Annotated in this window: 18 protein-coding genes and 2 tRNA genes; 8 read left to right on the top strand and 12 right to left on the bottom strand. The window is 32.9% G+C overall.

What is annotated here, in order from left to right:
- The first annotated feature begins 8 nt into the window (after positions 1-8).
- The 3 genes from hutH to EZS29_RS11095 are packed head-to-tail and all read left to right on the top strand — an operon-like array spanning position 9 to position 3,281.
- Positions 9-1,574, top strand: a complete 1,566-nt coding sequence (gene hutH / locus EZS29_RS11105; protein ID WP_130610450.1) for a histidine ammonia-lyase — start codon at positions 9-11, stop codon at positions 1,572-1,574.
- Complete coding sequence (locus tag EZS29_RS11100) at positions 1,571-2,641, top strand: SAM-dependent methyltransferase (protein WP_130610447.1); 1,071 nt, start codon at positions 1,571-1,573, stop codon at positions 2,639-2,641. Before hutH ends, EZS29_RS11100 begins: the two co-directional genes overlap by 4 nt.
- A 1-nt stretch (position 2,642) precedes the next feature.
- Positions 2,643-3,281: a YigZ family protein gene (locus EZS29_RS11095; protein WP_172603905.1), complete on the top strand. Its 639-nt coding sequence runs from the start codon at positions 2,643-2,645 to the stop codon at positions 3,279-3,281.
- Here EZS29_RS11095 and EZS29_RS11090 read toward each other — a convergent pair.
- Positions 3,247-3,924, bottom strand: a complete 678-nt coding sequence (locus EZS29_RS11090; protein ID WP_130610441.1) for a peptidylprolyl isomerase — start codon at positions 3,922-3,924, stop codon at positions 3,247-3,249. The genes EZS29_RS11095 and EZS29_RS11090 overlap by 35 nt on opposite strands.
- Before the next feature lie 28 nt (positions 3,925-3,952).
- On the opposite strand from EZS29_RS11090, the gene EZS29_RS11085 reads away from it, so the two are divergent.
- Both EZS29_RS11085 and EZS29_RS11080 read left to right on the top strand, forming a co-directional pair.
- Entirely contained in the window at positions 3,953-5,068 is a 1,116-nt protein-coding gene (locus EZS29_RS11085) for a S1/P1 nuclease (RefSeq protein ID WP_130610438.1), read from the top strand.
- A 130-nt stretch (positions 5,069-5,198) separates the two neighbouring features.
- Positions 5,199-7,163 carry a methyl-accepting chemotaxis protein gene (locus tag EZS29_RS11080; protein ID WP_130610435.1) on the top strand — a complete coding sequence of 655 codons (1,965 nt, stop codon included), beginning with the start codon at positions 5,199-5,201 and terminating at the stop codon, positions 7,161-7,163.
- A gap of 34 nt (positions 7,164-7,197) precedes the next feature.
- On the opposite strand, the gene EZS29_RS11075 is transcribed toward EZS29_RS11080, so the two are convergent.
- Together EZS29_RS11075 and EZS29_RS11070 are read right to left on the bottom strand one after the other, a co-directional pair.
- Positions 7,198-7,272, bottom strand: a tRNA-Pro gene (locus EZS29_RS11075).
- Positions 7,273-7,289: 17 nt separating this feature from the next.
- Positions 7,290-7,364, bottom strand: a tRNA-Pro gene (locus EZS29_RS11070).
- A gap of 109 nt (positions 7,365-7,473) precedes the next feature.
- Here EZS29_RS11070 and recD2 point away from each other — a divergent pair.
- Both recD2 and EZS29_RS11060 read left to right on the top strand, forming a co-directional pair.
- Positions 7,474-9,807, top strand: coding sequence for an SF1B family DNA helicase RecD2 (gene recD2 / locus EZS29_RS11065; RefSeq protein WP_130610432.1), 2,334 nt, complete (start codon positions 7,474-7,476; stop codon positions 9,805-9,807).
- 163 nt (positions 9,808-9,970) lie between these two features.
- Positions 9,971-10,492 (top strand): hypothetical protein, encoded by a 522-nt coding sequence (locus EZS29_RS11060; RefSeq protein WP_130610429.1) that lies wholly within the window; start codon positions 9,971-9,973, stop codon positions 10,490-10,492.
- Positions 10,493-10,803: 311 nt separating this feature from the next.
- Here EZS29_RS11060 and EZS29_RS11055 read toward each other — a convergent pair whose 3' ends face one another.
- From EZS29_RS11055 to EZS29_RS11020, 8 genes are all read right to left on the bottom strand, one after another.
- A complete protein-coding gene (locus EZS29_RS11055; protein WP_130610426.1) occupies positions 10,804-11,301 on the bottom strand; it encodes a hypothetical protein in 498 nt (165 codons plus the stop codon).
- 1 nt (position 11,302) lies between these two features.
- The gene (locus EZS29_RS11050) at positions 11,303-11,998 is read right to left on the bottom strand and encodes a hypothetical protein (protein WP_130610423.1); all 696 of its coding nucleotides are present in this window, start codon (positions 11,996-11,998) and stop codon (positions 11,303-11,305) included.
- A 163-nt stretch (positions 11,999-12,161) separates the two neighbouring features.
- Positions 12,162-13,667, bottom strand: a complete 1,506-nt coding sequence (locus EZS29_RS11045) for a coiled-coil domain-containing protein (protein WP_130610419.1) — start codon at positions 13,665-13,667, stop codon at positions 12,162-12,164.
- A gap of 30 nt (positions 13,668-13,697) precedes the next feature.
- On the bottom strand, positions 13,698-13,862 hold the full coding sequence (locus EZS29_RS15960) for a hypothetical protein (RefSeq protein WP_172603904.1): 165 nt from the start codon (positions 13,860-13,862) through the stop codon (positions 13,698-13,700).
- A gap of 1,017 nt (positions 13,863-14,879) precedes the next feature.
- Positions 14,880-16,175, bottom strand: a complete 1,296-nt coding sequence (locus EZS29_RS11035) for a deaminase domain-containing protein (RefSeq protein WP_130610413.1) — start codon at positions 16,173-16,175, stop codon at positions 14,880-14,882.
- 6 nt (positions 16,176-16,181) lie between these two features.
- Entirely contained in the window at positions 16,182-17,864 is a 1,683-nt protein-coding gene (locus EZS29_RS11030; protein WP_172603903.1) for a TcdA/TcdB pore-forming domain-containing protein, read from the bottom strand.
- 9 nt (positions 17,865-17,873) lie between these two features.
- Positions 17,874-18,083 (bottom strand): hypothetical protein, encoded by a 210-nt coding sequence (locus tag EZS29_RS11025; protein WP_130610407.1) that lies wholly within the window; start codon positions 18,081-18,083, stop codon positions 17,874-17,876.
- The gene (locus EZS29_RS11020; RefSeq protein WP_130610404.1) at positions 18,058-19,020 is read right to left on the bottom strand and encodes a hypothetical protein; all 963 of its coding nucleotides are present in this window, start codon (positions 19,018-19,020) and stop codon (positions 18,058-18,060) included. The genes EZS29_RS11025 and EZS29_RS11020 overlap by 26 nt, the downstream gene beginning before the upstream one ends.
- Before the next feature lie 314 nt (positions 19,021-19,334).
- On the opposite strand from EZS29_RS11020, the gene EZS29_RS11015 reads away from it, so the two are divergent.
- Complete coding sequence (locus EZS29_RS11015; RefSeq protein ID WP_130610401.1) at positions 19,335-20,252, top strand: sterol desaturase family protein; 918 nt, start codon at positions 19,335-19,337, stop codon at positions 20,250-20,252.
- Here EZS29_RS11015 and EZS29_RS11010 read toward each other — a convergent pair.
- Positions 20,249-22,192, bottom strand: a complete 1,944-nt coding sequence (locus EZS29_RS11010) for a PAS domain-containing protein (protein ID WP_130610398.1) — start codon at positions 22,190-22,192, stop codon at positions 20,249-20,251. The genes EZS29_RS11015 and EZS29_RS11010 overlap by 4 nt on opposite strands.
- Between the last annotated feature and the right edge of the window lie 23 nt (positions 22,193-22,215).

The following is a 22,215-nucleotide window of genomic DNA, read 5'->3' as shown; positions in this document are numbered from 1 at the left end:
TACATAGTATGTCTTTTTTAAATGATAACATATCACAAAAGAAAATAGTTCTTGGCAGCGACTTTCTGACTTTAGAGGATCTGATAAAAATTTCTAGAAATTATGAGAAAGTCGATATATTTCCGGAAAGTATAAAAAGAGTAGATGCTGCACGTAAATGTGTTGAAGAGAGGCTCCAGTCGGGAGGAACATTTTATGGAATCAATACAGGTTTTGGAGCTCTTGCCAATGTTAAAATACCGAATGAAAAACTTGATGAATTACAAATAAATCTCATTCGTTCACATGCCTGCGGGGTTGGTGAACCTTTGGCAGAAGATATCGTCCGCGCCACACTCGTCCTCAGAATAATGAATATTTTAAAAGGAAATTCCGGAGCGAGAAAAGAAACTGTTTTTATTATGCAACAATTTTTAAATTACGGGATCACTCCTTATGTTCCATCAAAAGGATCAGTGGGCGCAAGTGGTGATTTAGCTCCTCTTTCTCATATTGCTCTCAATCTCATTGGCGAAGGGAAAGTTTATTATAAAGGGAATCTTGTGTTGGCAAGAGAGGTATTGGAGCATGTAAAAATTGAGCCTCTTAAACCAATGGCTAAAGAAGGGTTGTGTTTGATAAATGGTACGCAAGTTATGACAGCAATTGGCTTATTGTGTTCTTATGATGCGCACAATTTATTAAAAACGGCAGATATTGCAGCAGCAATTAGTCTTGATGCAGTGAAAGGAACTTTAACTTCTTTTCGTCCCGAAATACAAAACGTCCGTCCCTATTTGGGACAGAAAATTGTAGCAAAAAATATATCTGAAATTCTTGCAGATGATGGCATAAGATTGAGTCATATGCACTGTGATAAAGTACAGGATTCCTATTCATTTCGATGTGTTCCACAAGTGCATGGTGCAGCACGCAATGCATTCGTTCATGTGCTAGAAACTTTTATGCTAGAAGCGCATGCAAGTACTGATAATCCATTGGTTTTTCCTGAGACGAACGAAATTTTAAGTGGAGGGAATTTTCATGGTGAACCAGTCGCCTTAGCACTCGACTATTTTGCTATGGCTATGGCTGAAATAGGCAACATCTCTGAAAGACGATTGGAGAAACTTGTCAATGCGCATATGAGTGGATTGCCTCCCTTTCTAACTCTGGATTCAGGACTTTGTTCTGGTTATATGATCCCTCATGTCGTTGCTGCAGCTCTTGTTAATGAAAACAAAGTCTTATGCACGCCTGCTTCTGTTGATTCTATTGCGACTTCAGCTGAGAAAGAAGATCATGTGAGCATGGGAATGACTTCTGCAAATAAATTAAGAATTATTTTAAAAAATGTTTCTTTTATTCTTTCTTTAGAATTGCTTGCTGGTGTAGAAGGGGTTGAGTTTCATCTCCCTCTCGAGCCGGGCGCAGGTGCGCGCGCGGCTGTAGAATGGACGCGAAATTCTGTTCCTGCCGTTAAGAATGCAGATCGATCACTTTCCGAAGAAATCGAGGCTGTCGCTAGCAAACTTCTTCGCGGTGAACTTGTCCATTTTGTCAATCAATCGCTTTCAGGATATACTTTGCAATGACTCTAATTAAAAATGATTCTGTTCTTTGGCTTGCGCATGTTGCAAAAGAGTTTTTTCCCACTTGGCAGAATCGTTTAAATCTGACTGATAAAAACATCATAAAACCTCTTGGGCATAATTTTTATTCTGTGCAATTTAACTCTACTCCCACGAGAGGTTTTCTGTCAGATACTATTTTTTCTCGCTATTGGTTACCGGTTCATTATATGTGGCCTACTAAATGCGAAGAAAAAGGATATATAGAAAAATGTGCTCAAGGTTTATTAGTAAAGTTTAAAGACAAAAATTTTAGCAATGTTGTTGTTTTTTCACTTGATCGTAAGCAGCAAAAATTAGCTTCGAACTTAAGAGGTCGTATTCTTCAAGTTTTTAGCGAAAAACTGAAAGAAAAATCCCCAGCAAAGTTATTGACAGAATGGACAAAAAAACCAATTTTGCAGCCGATCTATAACCAAACTCTTATCGTTGCTATTTCTGAAAAATGCACATGGGCTGGGCTGAGCACTCCAAGTGAATCTGGTTCATTTTTTGCGGGAGGCAGGCGGTATGTTGGTGTATCCAATGAAAGTATTGCAAGCCGTGCGGCTGCAAAATTTGTGGAAGCAGCAGAGTCTCTTCAACTCAGTGGTCTAAAAACAGAAAATGCAAAGAAATGGTTAGAGCTTGGTGCTGCACCTGGTGGAATTACTCATGAATTAGTAGAGAAAAAATGTGAGGTTTGGGCTGTTGATAAAGCGGATTTAGACGAAGAAATTGCCGAAAATCCACTCGTTCATTTTTATAAGATGGACGCACGTGAATTTAAAGTCAATATGAATTTCGATGCACTTATGTGCGATTTAAATGGACCAGCGAATATTTCAGCAAAAATATGTAGCGAAAAAACATCACTCTTAAAAAAAGATGCGATTATTATTTATACTTTGAAAATTCATATAGCCGACAATTTTGAAAAAGATTATGAACAGGCACTTAAAGAATTTTCTCTTAAAAATTGCCAATTTTTATATGGGCGTCATTTATATAACAATAAACAAGAAATTACCCTTTTCTTTAAAAAGAAATAAAATGAGTGTTGTTAATTTTAAAACAATTTATACGAATGTTGTAGCAGAAAAGATAATTGAAAAATCAAAGTTTATCACTTCTCTTGAGAAAGTTAAAACTGAAGAACAGGCCTTCCATTTTTTTTCTTCGACAAGGAAAAAATATTTTGATGCAACTCATAACTGTACGGCATTTGTCTTAAATTCAGGTTCTATGCGTTCAAACGACGATGGAGAGCCAGCCGGAACAGCTGGTAAACCTATGTTAGAATTTTTAAAAAAAAATGAAATATTTAATATTGCTGTTGTCGTCACTCGATACTTTGGTGGAGTGAAGCTTGGAACAGGCGGACTCATACGAGCATACAGTGCGTGCGTGAGCGAGGCAGTACAAAAGGCAGGTATCGTTGAAAATATTTTGCACTATTCCTTTTGTGTGACTTTTGCATATTCTCAGTGGAAAAAAATTGAAAATTATTTAAATTTAAATTTAATTTATTTTGATAAACCAATTTTTTCCGAAAATATACAAATTAAAATTTATGTGAAAAATAAACATAATTTTATAAATAACATAAATGATATTTGCAATGGTTCAGTTATTATTGAAGCTCAGGATGATAAGTTTATTGAGGTTCTTTTACCGAAACAGATAGAATAAGTGCTTCCTTAGGGTAAAAAGGCACATTGTACATTCCTTCGAGCTGCCCAACTTTAATTTTAGCAATTTTTTGTACGACATCTATACCAGAGATCACTTTACCAAAAACAGCATAACCATTATTATTTTCTTTAGAATCAAGACTTTTATTGTTTGCTAGATTGATAAAAAACTGGGAAGTAGCTGAATCAACTGAGTTTGGTTTTCGTGCCATTGCAATTGTTCCTGTTAGGTTTTTTAAACCAAGATCCGAATTATTTTTAATAGGTGGATTTTTATTTTCTTTGGCAATAAAGTTTATATCATAAGCACCTCCTTGAATAATAAATCCATCTATAATTCGATGAAAAATAGTATTATTATAATAATCGCTTTTGACATATTTTAAGAAATTATTTACAGTTACTGGGTCTTTCTGTTTAAATAGATCAAGCCTTATTTTGCCCATCGAGGTAACAAAAACGACTTCGACATTTCCTTTTGGGACTGTCGTTTCAGGTGGTGTTTGATTTTTCTGTGAGTTTTGCTTTTTCTTTTCCGATTTAGATTCCTGTTTTCTTTCGTTTAGCGCAAAAACAGACGTATGTGTTGGTATGATTGGGAGGCTAATAAATAAAAGTAAAATTTTAAAATTGAGCTTCATTTTTTGTAACCTTTGATTGGAGATTTTGATGAATAGATATATAAAATCATTCAGTATATTCTTAGCATGTTTTGCATTGCACGCACAAGTGTTTGCTTTTTGGGATCAATCACATCAACTGGTCGCTAAAGTTGCGGAGAAAAAACTAAATAAGGAGTCCTTATCAAAAGTTCAAAAATTGTTAAATGTTAATATTTTATATCCTGGAAATGCGCTTCTTTCACAAAATACAAATTCCATAGATACAGCGGCTTCTTGGGCAGATAGTATAAAATCATATTACAATCAACCCATTAATAAAACTTTATCTCTTTGTCACTACACAGATATTCCTTTAAAGAAAAATGATATTAATATTGATAAAAGTGATGAAGCAATAATGGAACTTCTTATGGAAGAATTAAAAAAAGTTCCATATAACTCAGTTTCTTGTTTAAAAAGCGCAATTAAAACTTTAAATACCCCTTCTGAATCTGATCTAAATAAAGCAATTGCATTGCGATTTGTTCTTCATATTATGGGCGATATCGCTCAACCTCTGCACAATGTCTCGCTCGTTGATGAGAATTTCGAAGATGCAGGTGGAAATAAAATTATTTTTTTGGATAAAATAAACATTACAAATATCGATGGCAGTGTGAATCAAGTAAATAATTTACATTCTTTGTGGGACTCTTCTTTAGCTGTTTATTTGCAGTTTCCTTATAATAAAAGTGATATAAAAATTGGTAAGTTTACAGATGAGCAAAAAAACTTAAATGAAATATATGCTAAAAATCTAATTGAAGATAAAGAATTAATGGAATTGGCTTTGAAAGAAATATCAGATGTAGATAATCAAAATGTTGAAAATTGGGTTATTGAGTCGCACAAATTGGCTATAAAAAGTGTTTACACTGATTTGATTTTAGCAAATGATTCTGGTGAGCATATAGCTAATATTAAAACGAGTTTTGTGAAAGGCTGGAGAGATTACCAAAGTCAGAGAAAAATGTTGATGCAACTTCAGATTTTAAAGGCGGGGCTGCGTTTGAAAATGCTTCTCGATGCAATGTATGCAGAGAGCCCAAATAGAAACGTTTATCGTCAGCTTATTGAAGAAATTCTTAATGATCCGGAAGTAAAGGCTTTACGAGTGAATTAAAATCAAGTGATATTAGATAGATAAAAATAAATTCAGCTTGTTTTATTATATTTTCGATTTCCATTTTAAAATTATTTAATTGCCGATACTGCAAACGTAAGTGAAACAAACTTTATTAAGGAGTTTCTTTATGAGCACCGGTGTACCCTTGGCAAATATTGCTAATTTAGGCGCTTTGGATAATGAGACAAATGAAATGAGAGTGATTGAGCTTGAAGGGCAGCTTGCAGCTATCAACAAATCTCAAGGCGTGATTGAGTTTTCCATAGATGGAGATATACTTACTGCAAATAGCAATTTTTTGAGTATACTGGGCTACTCATTGGCTGAGGTAAAAGGCAAACACCATAGAATATTTTGTGCTCCAGCATATGCAAATTCCCATGAATATAAAGATTTCTGGGCAAAGCTCAACCGTGGGGAATACGATGCAGGTGAATACAAACGTATAGGTAAAGATGGAAAAGAAGTCTGGATCCAAGCTTCATACAACCCTATTTTCGACAGCAATGGCAAAGTTTTAAAAGTTGTTAAATATGCTACGGATGTCACTCATCATAAAGTGTTAAACAGCGATTTTCAAGGCCAATTGGCGGCCATTGCTAAGTCCCAAGGGGTGATAGAATTTTCTTTGGATGGCATCATACAAACAGCAAATGATAACTTTTTAAATTTGCTTGGCTACTCCCTTGCGGAAGTTAAAGGTAAGCATCACCGCATTTTCTGTGATGTGAGTTATGTAAATTCACCAGAATATAGAGAGTTTTGGAATAAACTTGGTAGAGGTGAGTTTGATGCAGGAGAGTACAAACGTCTAGGCAAAGGTGGTAAGGAAGTCTGGATTCAAGCCTCTTACAATCCAATTTTAGACTTAAATGGAAAGCCATATAAAGTTGTTAAATATGCATCTGATATAAGTGCACAAAAATTAAAAGATGCACAGCTCGAAGCTTTGAGCAGAGCGCAAGCGGTGATTGAGTTTAATCCAGATGGCTCAATATTAACTGCGAATGATAATTTTTTAAATGCTGTTAAATATAAATTGGATGAGATTAAAAACCGGCATCATTCTATATTTTGTCCGCCTGAGCTGGTGCAAAGTCCAAAATACAAAGAGTTTTGGCTGAATTTAGCAAATGGTCTTTTTCAAAGTGGGCAATTTTTGCGCCTCGATAAACTGAGAAAGCATGTGTGGTTACAAGCGTCCTATGTACCTGTTTTCGATCTCGCAGGTAAAATTTTTAAAGTTGTTAAGTATGCGATTGATATCACAGAGCAAAAAAATTCTCAGTTGGATGTTATAAGAACTCTTTCCGAAACTTCTCGTCAATTGGCTGCTGCTGCGACAGAATTAACTGCAACCGCAACCCAGTTGAGTGCCAATGCCAATAAAACATCCTCAGTCGCAATTTCTACGGCTTCTGCTTCTGAAGAAGTTTCGCAAGGTGTTCGCACTGTTGCAACCAATACCGAAGAAATGTTTGAAGCGATTAAAGAGATCACTCGCAATGCCTCTGAGGCTTCTGCAACGAGTGCAACAACTTCTAAGCAGGCGCAAAAAACGAGTGCCACCATTACAAAACTGGGTGAAAGCAGTCAGGAAATTGGTCATGTGATCAAGGTAATCAGTTCTATTGCGCAGCAAACAAATCTTTTGGCTTTAAATGCAACAATTGAAGCTGCGCGCGCAGGGGATGCAGGACGTGGTTTTGCAGTGGTGGCAAACGAAGTCAAAGAACTTGCAAAGCAAACAGCAAAAGCGACGGAAGATATTACAAATAAAATCACAGGCATTCAAAGAGATAGCCAGAGTTCCGTTCAGGCTGTGACTGAAATTGCGCAAACAATAGAAAAATTGAATACCATTGCCACAGCAATTGCTGCTTCAGTCGAAGAACAAGCGGCGACAACCAATGAAGTTTCCCGCGTAGTAAAAGAATCAACAAAAGGTGTGTTGAACATTGCGGAAAATGTAAAAGTTGTTTCAACTGCTGCCAATGAAACCACGATAGGTGCTGATCAGGTTTTAACTGCGGCAAAATCTTTGAGTGAAATCGCTGTTCAGCTAGAAACTTTAGTGAGAAAAATTGAGTAGAAAATAGAGAAGATATGAATTAAAACTAAGAAGATGGTCGGGGATGCGGGATTCGAACTCGCGACCCTCTGCTCCCAAAACAGATGCGCTACCACTGCGCTAATCCCCGAATAAAACTAAGAAAAATGGTCGGGGATGCGGGATTCGAACTCGCGACCCTCTGCTCCCAAGACAGATGCGCTACCACTGCGCTAACCCCCGACTTGTGAAGGGATACTTGCCACATAAAAAAAATAAGTGCAAGCTTTGGATCTGTTTTTTTGTTGTTTTCGTTCTTTTTTTATTTATAAGTAAATATAAGAGGTTATAAGTGTCCCTAGAAGTTGTTGCTATGCTTTCTAAAGTTATTTTTGAATCAGAAAGAGGCGACTTTCTTGTAGCAGAATTTATCGATGCTCTCTCTGCCAAAGCTTTTCGTGTCTCAGGTAAAATTCAAGTTTCACAAAAGGCAGATGCAAAGCAACGCTATAGAATCATTGGACAATGGGAGAATTCACCTAAATACGGGCAGACATTTGTGGCAATATATTCCGAACCCACTCGGCCTGCTGAGCTCTCTGGAATAGCGCCCTATTTGGCCAATAACGTGAAAGGTGTTGGCGAGGTAACAGCCAAAAAACTCGTTGATAAATTACTGGTAAAAAATATCGATGATCTCGTCACAATCTGCCGTGATGAGAAAGAAAAGATTTTCGCATTTTTTGGGGAAAAGAAGCGAAAAGTTGCTGAGAATGTCATTACCATGATGGTGACAGACGAAGTCTTCAGAAATGTCATGATTTTTCTCCATGAACACAATATCCCACCTCGCTTTGCCAAAAAAATATATGAAAAATATGGCGCAGCTTCATTAACCAATCTTATGGAAAATCCATACCGGTTGATTGCAGACTTTCGCCAAGTGGGTTTTTTACGCGCCGACGCAATAGCACAAAAGTTAGGATTGCCAACGACATCTCCTTTTAGAATAGAAGCTGCTTTTATCTATGCGCTTGAGATTGCGCAAGATGAGGGACACTGCTGTCTGCCGCGCGATCAATTGGTGGATAAAGCACGTGATTTACTCGGAGGAAAATTCGATCCTACTTTTTCGCGTGAATATGTGCTTGAGCAGTTGCGCCTCATTTATAAAAAAAATCGTGAAGAAAAAAAAGAAACATTTCTTATTCGTGAAACGGCAAAATTTAAATCTTTGCAAGAAAAATCTGTGCAAGAGATCTTATTTTATTTGCCAGAAGTTCTTCGTATGGAAGATGAAGTCTCAGGATTTATACAGAGCTTATTAAGAACTCCATCTTTTTTTGAACACAAAGAAAATGATATTGTCCAAAATGAAAAATCTCTTCAAGAGCTTTTTCCTAACTTACCTTGGGATAAGCTTTCGCAGGAACAACACTCCGCCGTGCAAATGAGCCTGAGCTCGCGCTTTATGGTTTTAACAGGTGGGCCTGGCTGTGGAAAAACATTTGTACTGAAAGCGATCTATGGGTTGCAGCGAGCCCTAAATCGCCGTGTGGCCTTGTGCGCCCCAACGGGATTGGCAGCAAAAAGAATGACTGCTTCTATTGGCGAACAAGCGAGCACTTTGCATAAACTTTTAGGGCTTGGGAGAAAAAATAAAGATGAAACTCAAAATGTAATTGAAGAACTCGAAGGGAATACAGGTGCGCTGGACAATGTGGATGTTGTCATTATCGATGAAAGTTCAATGCTCAGTCTTGACCTACTCCATTCTCTCCTCTCAGTATTAGGGCCCAATCGTAGACTGATCCTTGTGGGTGACGTGGATCAGTTGCCGAGCGTGGGGGCTGGAAATTGCTTGCGCGATATTATTTCTTCTGGACAGGCTCCCATAGCACGTCTTACCCAGATTTTTCGTCAGAGTTCAGAAAGTCCTATTCCTTTGGCGGCGCGTGAAATTATCTCAGGCAAAAAACCTGAATACAGTTATATCAGTCGGATTCCAACATTTCCCCGTGCGGAACCTTTAGCTTTTATTCCCTGTTCACAACAGACATTTTTTGAAATGCTTTTGCCATTTTTAGCTGAAACGGTAAAAAATATTTATGACCTTGACCCCATTAAAAACTGTCAGATCTTAGTGCCCATGCGCAGAACCGATGTGGGACAAGAAAATATTAATAAAATAATGCAGAGTCAATTAAATCCTCCATCTGAAAATAAAAAGGAATGCTCGTTACCTTATGGAGGGATTTTGCGCGAAGGTGATAAAGTTATTCAGACCAAAAATAATTATGAGCTTGATGTCTTTAATGGTGACTTGGGATATTGTAAGACTATTGTGAAAACAAAAGAAAAGCTTGAGGCAACAATCGAATTTTCCGATCGTTTAGTTACTTATGCGGACGAAGAAATAGATGATTTACAACTTTGCTATTCTATGACTGTGCATAAATCACAAGGGTCGGAGTTTCCTTTGTGTATCATTCCCATGTTTGGTGTATATTTTACAATGCTTGATAGAAATCTTTTATACACAGCAATCACAAGGGCGAGCAAATTTGTTATTATTATTGGTGAAGACTGGGCTGTGAAAAAAGCAATTGGCAGTCAAAATGCTATTAAAAGACATACTTTTTTAGATGGACTTCTATTAGGGACAGATAATCAAACTGAGATATAGAGTCTTAAATACATAAATTTAATATATCAATTAAAAAATAATTAATAAAATATAATTTTTTGACAATTAATAAAAATGATCTTAATAAAATATCACAACATAAGAAATATGTTGTGATATTTTATAAAATTTTCTAGTTAAAAATAAAATAACGGGGTGCCGTATGTACAAAAAAATTTTGTCTATCATTTCCTTAGCTATGTCACCAATAGCTCTTATTCATATGAATGCCCAAGCAGAAGAGACCACCCAAATTAGATGTGTTACTAAGGATCGGCAATTCTTTTGGCTTGTGGATAAAGAAAATCCTGGGCTCATTGCTTCAGTTTCTGGACATTGGAATAATTATCTAGATAATAGATCTAAATTTAAATATTTTGTCATCAATGGGGGCGCGCCCATGATTGATGCAATTGTAAATGCTTGTACAAAATTAGATCCAAGCTATAAATATATAAGTGCAGCTGAATACCAATCGATAGAATCATCCCTTTTTGCTATCGATGATAATATTTTTTATAATGGTTTTATGAAATATTCAGTAGGTCATACTTTACCAATGGTTTTTTCCACTGTAAAAAATTGGCGTGAAAGAGATATGAAAATCAAATATGATCTCGAACTTCCTGAAAATAAATATTTAACTAAGGAACAGGTATTAGAAAGTATAGCAACATCTAAATAATATTTTATTTCGAGAGATTTTAAATATATAAGTTATTACTTATTTTTTTCTTAAAATGCGCAGAGATATAGGCCTTTACAGAGGGCAGAGTTGCTGGCCGCAAATGTCCTCTGTAAAGGCCTATATCCCTGCTTCAATTAATTCTAATTAAGACAACTTATATTTTAAAATCGTTTTTTTGGTATGACTTGAGTGGTTTTTGCTCAGTCTTTATTTCAAAGTATATTTTTGTGGGGTTTTATAAATATAAGTTAAAAATTTTTCATTTACCTAAAATTCAACTTAACTTACATTTTAAAATTTTTTATTAATCAATTTCTCTTTTTTACTCCTAAATCTTCAAGATTTTTTACAAGTTCCTTTTCATAATCTGAAACTTTAATAGATAAGTTTTCGTAGTCTTTTTCCATAATGTATTTAGATAGTAGACTCAAGCGTTTATAAATTTGTTGATAATTTTGTCTTTCTACAGTGCTAACTGAATTGTTATTAAGTCTTTCAACTGCATTTTCATCCTTGAGTTTTTTTTCTAAAAAATTAACTTCTTGTTGCGCTTCATTGATATTACTAGGTATCGTGCTGTTGACAAAATTTTCGAATTCGTTTTTTGTTGCTTCATCGGCTATGTTTTTGTTTATATTGCGCTCATTCTTTAGAACTTCAATTTTACTATTATTGCTTTTTACTTCTGAACTCGAAATAATTATTTCGGATTTTTCCTCTTCTATTAAGATAGATTTTCCTACAATTAAAATTACTAAGGTTAAGAAAAAAAATAGTAGAAATTTATACTTTTTAAAAAAATTCATTTCAATTACTTTCATTTATTGATTTAATATTATCAAAATTTACAAGGGCTATAAAATCTTTATCATCTTCATTGTATCTTCCTTTAAATTCCATAGTTAACTTGGCATTTCCTGAGTATAAATCGCATACAAGATCTTTAAATTTATTTTGAACAGAAGTGTATCCTTTGGTATTCATAATTATATTTTTAAAATCGTGTAAACTTTCATCAAACTCATGTTTTTCATCAATAAGATTAGAAATGGCTTGTTCTTTATAAGTAATATCAATATTGGCATCTGTTAATTTAAAGTTATTATCATATTTAATTTGAAATTCAGAAATTCCAAGTTTTTTTGATATAAATTTTTTTACATCAACTTCAAAATCTTGATCTGCAAACTTTATGTAAGAATTCAAATCTATTCGCAAATTCGCATTTCTAACCATAAGCTTTATACCTGTTCTACTTCCAGAACTAGAATTTACTTTATACAACCTAGCTGTATTCTTAACATTGTTACATTCATCTGGGTTAACAAAATTTTTTCTAAAAGCTAAAGAACCTAAAAAATGATTAGGAAATGAGACTACTTTAACATCAGCGCTAGTTTTTTTCTTTTTAACATTTAATAAAACTGGTTTAATACTATTTTCAATATACATTTTGAATTCTACAGTCTGCACTGTATCTTCAATAGGATCTGGTTTTTGCACATTATCATCTGGACGATCCTGTATTTCCTTTTTCTCTATGGAAAACTTCTCGCCACAAGATACTATTTGGGAAAAAATAAATATTAAAACAAATATTTTTTTTTATCGACATATTTTAACCTTTTTGAGAGTGCTTAGAATCTATTCTAAGCACTATATCAGATTACATTTTACTAGCAAATGAAACCTTACTTGAGCGATCTAAGATTTGATAGCCATTAACTTTATCTTCGGGCCAGAAATTTGCTTGTGTTTTAAAATATGAAGAAGCATTTGATCCACCAAAAATTGAGCCAATAGTGCCTATAAAGAAGGAGCCTACTTGGCAATAATAATAATTACATCTTTCAATCCTATCTGCAGCATATAAGATACCAGAAATTGGTGGTTGTATTATACTTGGAGGAGTTGAGCCTGCATTTTGTTTACCAGCAAGTATAAGAACACGATCAAGCAAAAGTTTCTTTTGTTCAGCCGTAATTTCACTTTGTTCTCTTGGTGTGTATTGAAATTCTCCATTGTCTCCATTAAATTTAATTTCAAACCAATCTCCAGAATCTTTTTCTTCAACAATAGAGTGAGCAGATGATGTCGAAAACCATCCTCTTGATGTAGACTTGCTTTCTATCCTTGTATATAAATTATATAAGTGATATTTTGCGGTAAAAGATCTTCTCCCTTTGACTTGATAAGTATAGTTAACATTCAAAGCAATATTTGCGGAAATATTATTTATATCATTTGCTTTAACCGGTTGATTAACATTATCATAATAAGTGCATCCTCCAAGAAGATTGAGTTTTACTCTTCCAGAAGTACTGCCGAAAAATTCATCCTGCTTACTCTCTTTTTCATTTAATGAAGGTAAAGGAATTTTTGGATCGAGATTTTTAAGCGTCTGATAGCTCACTCCAGGGATATAAGCATCCATAAGAACTGAGAAAGTAGAGTCGGGCATCGAATCAGTTTCTTTTAAATAAGCATTGAATAACGCGTTTTTTATAAGCATAGGTTGCCATGTAATATTTATATTTTTATTCTTCTCCTGGTACTTCTGCACCAAATTACTTGTATCTGAATTGAATAAAAGATTTGCGGATATTCCCTCGAGTAAGGCATATCTTTGATAAGAGTTAAGAGCTGAATTAGTTATATTATCTGCAGCTGCCTGTAAACTTTGTAATGGCTTTAATAACTCTTCAAATCTATTATAAATATAGTCGTATTGATCTGAAGCTAATTTAACTTCTCTGGAAGTTCTTGCTAATTCTTTTTCTGCAGGATAGAATTCAAAATCTAATAAAGTTGTATAATCCTCTACTAGATCATCTAGCACTTTTTTAGCCTCAGCAGTTTTAGGAGATTTTGGATCTTTCCGAAATAACTTTTCATATATACCTCTAGCAATATCTACTTCCTTTCCAAGTTTTACCTCTTTAACTTTTATTTCTTCAAACTTATTATAGGCGACTTCTCTTTCTGATTTTTTAGTTATTAATATTTTATAGAGATTTTCTTTTTCTTTATCCAAAGGATCAAGTTCTTGTATCATTTTATTTATTTTTATTAGTATATTTTCTCTAATTTTTGAGCTTTCTCTAACTGAATTTTGATCGATTTTCATTGCAGAACAAAATCCAAAATTTAAATTCTGTTGTACTGCGCTCACAGTTACTTTACCAACCTCAGGTGGAAGAACTTAGGCGTTTTGGCACTCTTCATCAAACATTACGCCATTTGCGTTCTCTGGGTGATTTACTCCTTTAAAAGCACAATGATTTACAATATTAGGTCCACCTGCTAAAGCAATATTTGATAGAAATAGTGATGAAAAAAACAAGGTACATTTAGTATTTATAAACATAGCAAAAACTCCTATTTATTACATTATTATTACCAAGTAGCAAAAACAAATTATGTTATCTTTAATGTATTGAAATTTATGAGTCAAGTTAAAATTTAATAAATTATAGTAAACTTATCTTATAATAATAAAATCTTATTATTTATTTTTTAAAAATAATAAGATTTTATTTTTAAAAAATAAATAATTTAAAAAAACTTATTTATAAAGTAACAATCTTATAGGATTTATTAACTCTATTTAAATTTTTTTTAGGAGGATGTAACTTAGAAGCAATTTTTAATTATGATTTGTAAATATTAACCACTTCACATAATCTAACAATGTTCGAATATTCATCGGACAGGCTTTTTGATTAAAAGTTATATCAAATAAATCTAATGAAATTAAAGTTAGCTATGCGTCATTTAGCATAAATCAAAAGTTAAAATTAAATCAACAGTACGTCGCATACGAAGAATTACTAAGCATAAATCAGCAGTGACCGAATAAATAATCGGCACAGAGCATGAGATAAATTACTAAGCATAAATCAGCAGTGACCGAATAAATAATCGGCACAGAGTATGAGATAAATTACTAAGCATAAATCAGCAGTGACCGAATAAATAATCGGCACAGAGTATGAGATAAATTACTAAGCATAAATCAGCAGTGACCGAATAGAGTAATTTAGAGGGGCGAGTCAGAGAATGGCTCCGAAGGGCATTTGCGGCCAGCAACTCTGCCCTGAGGAGTCTTGTCTGACTCGACCCCGTCGAAGTTAAGACAAAACAAACTAATGATTTATGCGCCACCTGACTCGACCCCGTCGAAGTTAAGACAAAACAAACTGATGATTTATGCGCCACCTGACTCGACCCCGTCGAAGTTAAGACAAAACAAACTAATGATTTATGCGCCACCTGACTCGACCCCGTCGAAGTTAAGACAAAACAAACTAATGATTTATGCGCCACCTGACTCGAACCCGTGGGAGTAAAGACAATACAAGCTGATGATTTTTGCCTTCAATTCTCAATAAGATTTATATAAATTCTTATGATCATCTTCGGTGAGAGTTAAAATTTTAACATTGATTTTAGGTCTGATTTCCTTGAAATAATTATAAACGTTACGGCAGGAAAGACAGGCTGGTTTAGAAGTATAAATTTCTAAATCACCTTGCGTCTCTTTAGCAGTATCTTTTGTATTATCGACAATAGCTTCCAATATTTTCGCTTCTGAATCAGAATAACGAGTTGTGCTTAAATCTTGGTTTCCACCATTTTTGATTGCTTGAGTTGCTTTGAGAATCCTTTGCATATTGGTCAAGGGGTTTTCAGCTGGAGTGATATAAGGAAAGTTATGATTATTTTTCTTTAGATTGACGAAGATTTTAGATGGTTCGTCTTCATCAGGAACAAATTTAAAATTTTCACCGCTCACAGAATAAAGATGAATTTTATTATTGATTGCATTGTTTAGAGTTAATTTAGCATAGGAAATAGTTTTTTTAGCATTGTGATCGCGACTGTTCTGTTTTTTATCAGTCACGCTTTCGTTGAGTCCTTGCAAAAGTTTTTTACGTGCTTCAACTGCTTTTTGCATAATTGCTTCATCAGGGTTATCATTTTTAACAACCATAATTGTTTTTGTTGGATCGTTTATAGTCTGTCTGATTTCTTTTAACGCATCTTTAAATTGTTCGAATTGACTATAGCCATTCACTGTATTTATATCAATTACTTTTTCTTCAACTTTAGGAAGGATATCAAGGGCTAATTTTTCGGAACTGAGCTTAATATTTTCATAGAGTTTGTTAAAATTGAGTAAATATTTAATCATAGCTTGCTTGTCTGAGCTTATATAGTCAATGAGAATTGTTTTTCTATTTTTAATTTTAGTGAGTGCTTCAGTTGCTAATATACTAATAACATCTTGCTCTCTAATTTCTCCTGAAGATAAATGAAAAGCACCTTGACCATCGGATTTTAAAGTAAAAAAACTATTATTCATACTATTGATGTCTGAGTTTACTTTCTGAATTTCTTCAGAAATAAAATGAAAATAAGTGTTGTTTGTATTGGTAATATAAGTGTATAATTCGTTTTTTACTTCATAAATCTTCTGTGTATTTCCAGGGGAAATTGTACTTATATTCTTGTCTTTGTTAACTATTAGAAACATTTTACTCTGTTCATTGCCAACTGAAATGACTTTATTTTTAATTGGTATTTTTTCTTGAGAGACACATTGATTATTTGTTGCATAGCTATTATTAATAAAAAGTATGTTAAATATTATTAAAATATTTATTAATTTAATTTTCATATATTGTTATCCTTTTATATGATTATTGATTTTATCAACGTCAACCATGATATCGATATTAGATAAATACCAGCCTATGAATTTTTTTGTGTGGTTAAAAAGCAGTACTTCATTTCCTATATTGTAACCATTTTCTTTGGCTATTTTATGAATCTCATTTTTGGAAATTTTATTTGAAATAACTTCAAGTAGAGTTTTTTTTCTAGGATCAAAAAATGAAATAATATATTTATCAAGTTTTTCAACAATAATATGATCAGGGAATAGCTGAATATTTTTAACATTACTTTCTAGCAAATATGTTTCTCTTTTATTTTTTTCTTGAAAGTAAATATCTGAATTTTTTTGGTCATAGTAGTAAATATAATCACCGACTCGTCCGACTAAAAAAAGATCAATTTGTGTGGATTTTTTGCTTAATAAAAGAGGTGAAATAATTGTATTATGCTCAATATCATACCAAGATTTAGAGCTATATGTGGAATCTACTGGATATTTTTCGACTTCTATATAACCATGAGCTTGATTGTTTGCTACACTTTGACTTTGCAGCATAATTATAAAGTCATTTTTGGACAAATTAAGTTTGCTAAAATCATATGAAATGTAATTTTGCTTTTCTGTATCAAGTTGAACTGAGCTTATCGCGCCATTTGCATGCAGCAATAAAATCTCTTTTGCTTTGATCTCTGATGGAAATTGAATACAGTTATTGCCGAACTTTATACTATTATTTTCAATTTTTATGTTGCTTTTAATAGAACCCATATCAATTATCCATTTTTCATTTGCACTATTTGTATGGATCTTGTAATTAACTGCTTCCGCTGTTTTTAGAAAATAATGTCCTTTATTTCCATAGATGTTATATGTGATAAGATTTTTCCAGTTATCTGGTACAACTGGTGTGAATAAAAATCTATTATTTTCTCCAAGTTTTATTGTTATTTCTGTACTTTTATAATCAAAAAATAATTCTCTAATAGAAAACTCGGTAAAAATTCCTGTCATATATTCAAAGAGAAAATTTCCATATTTTTGCATTTTTAAAACACTGGAAAGCTCTGCATCATGCCGCGATAAAATCCCCGGTGTGTAACCAAAGTTATAACTGATATCTGTAGTTGGAACTATTGGTAAGATAATTGGTTTAGATGTACTAATTTTATCTAAGATAACAAAGTCTTCATCTCCGAGTGTAAAATGCAATAAGTTTTTTATCGGAATTAAATGATGATTGTCCAAAATGGCTCTTGGGTTAGGACCAAACGAAGAAATATATGTGTGGCTTAAGCCATCTAGATCTTCGTAACGACTTGTTTGATAAACATAGTGATCGCCAAATTGGAGCTTAATCTGATCTCTTTTGCTGAGATCAACTTCTTTTATCATTGCATTTGTATAATTTGCCGATTGGAATTTATTATTGTTATAAATCCAGTTTTTATAAGCAAGTGGTACGACTGGCATAGCAAAAATATCTTTATGAAAATCACTTTCATTGGAAGCAGCTGTTACTTTATATTTGCTTAATTCTTGTTCATATGAATAAAAGTAATTTGCGAGGTGAATTGAATCTTCCTGACTCACAGCTGCAGCACTCGCAAATGCGTTGAAGCCAATCGCAAGACCGGTCAAAGGAACAGAAAGTGTGTTGAGTGAAGCAGAAGCCGCTGACTCTCCAAGCAAACTCAGAATTTAACTGCTTGCGCCTAAAGTAAATCCTGCAGCATCGAATCCGAGTCTGGTGCCAAGTTGAATTTTTTTCGTCGTATTTTCAGCATTGACAAGCTCAAGTGCATCGAGAATTATGTTTGCACTGTTCAGTCCTAAGTTAATTTTTTCTATTTCCGTGTAAGAATCAACTCCAGTTTGAGTTAAATTAATATAAGTATGAACTTTCAGCATCGTTGTCAGATTCGATTCCTTCAGAGACGAATGAATGTTCATTTCTTTTGTCAGACATAAAATCGAAAATTGTTTTGATTCCTAATCCTGCCCGTAAACCAAATGCAGAATCAATGTTTTTAAGATGCAATTTCCCTGCAAAGTCTCTTTTCACATAGGAAGAAATTCTGTTTACATTTTCATTTAGATATTTATTAAAATTACTAAGTATTTTAAAATCATCATCATTATTATAGGAGATGAATTTTTCTTCTCCTGTTATTCTATTTATAAATCTCATCCCTCCCGTTTTGAATGTATTGGGCAAAGGAATATAATCTTCGTTTAAATTATTTAAATTCATATAATTTTTCATGATGGATTTAAATTGACTTACTTTTTCTTCTGCTTCAAGAGTGATAATATATTTTTCAATGGAAAAATCATCATTTTTCAGCACTCCAAAGACAGGGGTACTTTTGTATTTGATAATGGAAGACTCTTCTAAATTACTTATTTTTTCCATGGTATTTATGTATGTATTAGAGATTCCTTTTATATAGTCATCTATAAAAGAAGCATTTCTATTATGGATTGTGTTTAATTTTAAGCCATACTTGTGCATATAATCTTCGAGTTGGATAAGCAACTGAGTGATGGGCTCGATCTCATTGACATCCCGTTTGTAATTCTGAATAAGAGCTTCATTTAATGAACTGAGCTCCTCATCTGAAAGTTCTGGTTGGAAAAATTCATTTATTGTTTCGATATCGTTTAAATCATCCTGAGTGAAATTTTCATCCAGGGTTGGTGTGCAACTATTTGAAGCTTTTGAAAGTGAAGTTATGGATAAATCATTCATTTGTTTTGACTGATATGATTTCGAGCATCCTGTAGTTATTGCAATGATAGAAAATGCTATCAAATTATGTGTAATTAAATTTTTAGAGGGAAGCAATGTAACTCTCCTGCCTGCAATTTCCTCAATCAATAATTATTAAATAATTGATTTAAAGGTACATTTTTAAATAATTTTCATTTATGAGATATTTTTTTGTATTTTTTCAACAATAAATAAAAAATTTATGTATTTTTTAATATTTATTAATTATAATTAAAAAAAATTATATGTTTATGTTACTGTATTCTAATATTCGGCTAACTAAAGAAACAGAATGAAACGTGATTATAGGTAGGTGCTTTAATAATTTTATTATGTTATCCATTTTATAACGTCTATAAATTTATGATTTCTTTTTATTGCGGTGAATTATGGAAAAATTTTTAATATATACGATTCCTATTTATCTTTTTTCAATCATTTTTGAATTGCTCTATGCACGTAAAAGGTTACCAAATACATATATATTGAGCGACACTGTTGCAAGTTTATCGATGGGAATTGGATTCCTTATCGTATCTGGAATTTGCAATATTTTTGTCTTTAAGATTTTTTACTTTCTCAATCAAAATAGCTTATTCAAAATTCCATATGCTCTTTCTGCTATTTTATATGAGCAAAAAATAAATTGGTGGATATTTTTGCTTCTTATCTTTGCAGATGATTTTTGCTATTATTGGTATCATAGGCTCAGTCACATTTGTCGATTTTTTTGGTGTGCACATGAAACACACCATTCCTCGCAATATTATAATTTTGGAACAGCTCTGCGCCAACCTTGGTTAGGATCACCTATAACTTGGGTGTTTTGGGCTCCATTAGCGATTATTGGTTTTCGGGTTGAAGATATTTTATTACAGGTGTCGTTGAATTTATTTTATCAATTTTGGCTTCACACACGTTTGACAAAATCTCTGGGATATTTTGGGGTTATTTTTAATACCCCAAGCCATCATAGAGTACATCACGGCTCTGATATTCTCTATCTGGATAAAAACTATGCAGGAATTTTTATTATCTGGGATAAAATCTTTAAGACTTTTAAAGCGGAGGAAAACGAACCAAAATATGGGGTTCTACATAATATAAATTCCTTCAATCCTTTTATAATCGGTCTGCATATGGTGAAGGAATTGTATCAAGATATAAAAAATGCAGATAAATATTCAGACAAAATTAAATATCTTATTAAAGCACCTGGATGGAGTCATAGCGGAAATGGCAAAACTTCTCTTGACCTACAAAAGGAATATTATACGAATCAGAAAAAAGAAAAATATAATTACTAGACAAAAGGAAATTCAAGAATAAATTTTGTATTTTTATTATTCGAGTCTAAATAAAACTTGCCTCCATGATTTTCTACAATTTCTTTGGATATGCTCAGACCAAGTCCAGTGCCTTTGCCTAGTTCTTTGGTAGTAAAAAATGGCTGCATAATATTATTTTTTATTTTATCATCTATTCCATTTCCAGAATCAGTAACACTTATTATTATTTTTTTATTTTCTAAGTCATTTTTTACATTAATTTCAACCCATTTTTCAGTAGTATTTTCCAGAGCGTCGTATGAATTATTTAACAAATTTAACAGTACCTGAGCGATTTGGCTTTCTCTACAACTAATTTCACAATTTATATCACCTGTGACAAATATTTCTATGAGTTTATCTTTTAATCTTTCATTCGATATAGCGAGTGCATTTTCAATTATAGTTGATACTTTAAATTTCATAAAAGGATCATCAGCAGAATCTCTTGAGAAATTACTAAGACCTTTTATAATTCTTGCTATTCTACCGCATGTATTTTGAATTTCTTCTAGTTTTTTTTCTAAGTCATTTTGGTCAATTTTATTTCCATTTTTAATTTTTGCTAAGAGCAATGATGCCTTACCACTAATAATGGCCAAAGGATTTTTAATTTCATGAGCTATACTACTGGACATCTCCCCGAGAGAGGACATTTTTGCAGATTGAATCAATTGCTTTTCAGCAGATTTCTTTTCAGTGATTTCATATCGGATTGAGATATATTGATCAATAATATTTAAATCATTTTTGAATGGAATGATATAACTACTAACCCAGTAAATATTGCCATTTTTTTTTCTATTACATATTTCGCCTTGCCATATTTTTCCAGATTTAATAGTTTTCCAGAGCTCTGAAAAAAACTCTTTTGGATGATAACCTGAATTTACTATTTTATGACTTTTTCCGATTAGCTCTTCTTTTGAATACAAAGACGTATCTGAAAATTTATCGTTCACGAATGTGATAATACCGTTTGCATCTGTGGCGCTAATTATAGCAGAACTATTAAGTGCATATCTCAATTTATCGGCTTCTATTTTAGATGTTTTTTCTTTTGTTATATCAAAATTTATTCCATAAAATTTAACAGGATCACCTTTCGAATTTAAAATTAAGTGGGCCTTTGTCTGAATGTATTTTATTTTTTTTGATGGCAAAATGACTCTAAACTCATAATCAATATTTTCTTTACTTTCAATTGAGTTCTTTACATGTCCAAGCGATTTTTTTAAATCATCTGGGTGGAGAATTTTTCCCCAGGCATCTGCTGCTCCTGAAAAATCTTTTTCAGATATTTCATATAATTGATACATACTTTTATCCCAGATAAGCACATCATCTATAAAATCCCATTCCCATACTCCCATTTTAGCAGTGCTTAAGCTCAAATTTAGTCGATTTTCAATTGTTTGTAATTCAAGATTTTTTTTATTTTGCTCAAATAATACAATAATTTGTTTTGCAAGTTTTTTTAGAATTAAAATTTGCTGCTTTTCAAGACTGCGAGTTTTTGTGTCAATTATGCACAAGGTTCCAATATTAAAACCCTTACTCGTTGTAAGGGGGACTCCTGCATAAAATGTAATATTGGGATCGCTTTTGACAAGTGGATTATTCTTAAACCTTTCATCTATTAATGCATTCTCCACAATAAATATTTCTTTTTGCTGAATTGTATGTGCACAAAAGGAAATTTCTCTTGGTGTTTCTGTAACGTGAATCCCAATCTTTGATTTAAACCATTGCCGATCTTTATCAATAAGACTGACTAAAACGATAGGCACTTGGGTGATATAAAAAGCAATTTCTGTTATAGCATCAATTTGCTCATCTACTTCTGAGTCGAGTATCTGAAGTGAATATAGTTCCTCAAGGCGAGCATCTTCATTATTAAGTAACAAATTATTTTGCATGAAATAATTTTCGCTTTCTGAAA

Source organism: Fluviispira sanaruensis (assembly GCF_004295685.1).
GTDB lineage: Bacteria > Bdellovibrionota_B > Oligoflexia > Silvanigrellales > Silvanigrellaceae > Silvanigrella > Silvanigrella sanaruensis.
Note: the sequence above shows the minus strand (reverse complement) of the source record. Positions and strands in the feature narration are given on the sequence as shown.

Excerpts from the sequence above, each read along its gene's own strand:
- hutH (WP_130610450.1), top strand. The coding sequence starts at position 9 with ATGTCTTTTTTAAATGATAACATATCACAAAAGAAAATAGTTCTTGGC.
- EZS29_RS11100 (WP_130610447.1), top strand. The coding sequence starts at position 1,571 with ATGACTCTAATTAAAAATGATTCTGTTCTTTGGCTTGCGCATGTTGCA.
- EZS29_RS11095 (WP_172603905.1), top strand. The coding sequence starts at position 2,643 with ATGAGTGTTGTTAATTTTAAAACAATTTATACGAATGTTGTAGCAGAA.
- EZS29_RS11090 (WP_130610441.1), bottom strand. The coding sequence starts at position 3,924 with ATGAAGCTCAATTTTAAAATTTTACTTTTATTTATTAGCCTCCCAATC.
- EZS29_RS11085 (WP_130610438.1), top strand. The coding sequence starts at position 3,953 with ATGAATAGATATATAAAATCATTCAGTATATTCTTAGCATGTTTTGCA.
- EZS29_RS11080 (WP_130610435.1), top strand. The coding sequence starts at position 5,199 with ATGAGCACCGGTGTACCCTTGGCAAATATTGCTAATTTAGGCGCTTTG.
- EZS29_RS11060 (WP_130610429.1), top strand. The coding sequence starts at position 9,971 with ATGTACAAAAAAATTTTGTCTATCATTTCCTTAGCTATGTCACCAATA.
- EZS29_RS11055 (WP_130610426.1), bottom strand. The coding sequence starts at position 11,301 with ATGAATTTTTTTAAAAAGTATAAATTTCTACTATTTTTTTTCTTAACC.
- EZS29_RS15960 (WP_172603904.1), bottom strand. The coding sequence starts at position 13,862 with ATGTTTATAAATACTAAATGTACCTTGTTTTTTTCATCACTATTTCTA.
- EZS29_RS11035 (WP_130610413.1), bottom strand. The coding sequence starts at position 16,175 with ATGAAAATTAAATTAATAAATATTTTAATAATATTTAACATACTTTTT.
- EZS29_RS11025 (WP_130610407.1), bottom strand. The coding sequence starts at position 18,083 with ATGCTGAAAGTTCATACTTATATTAATTTAACTCAAACTGGAGTTGAT.
- EZS29_RS11015 (WP_130610401.1), top strand. The coding sequence starts at position 19,335 with ATGGAAAAATTTTTAATATATACGATTCCTATTTATCTTTTTTCAATC.
- EZS29_RS11010 (WP_130610398.1), bottom strand. The coding sequence starts at position 22,192 with ATGCAAAATAATTTGTTACTTAATAATGAAGATGCTCGCCTTGAGGAA.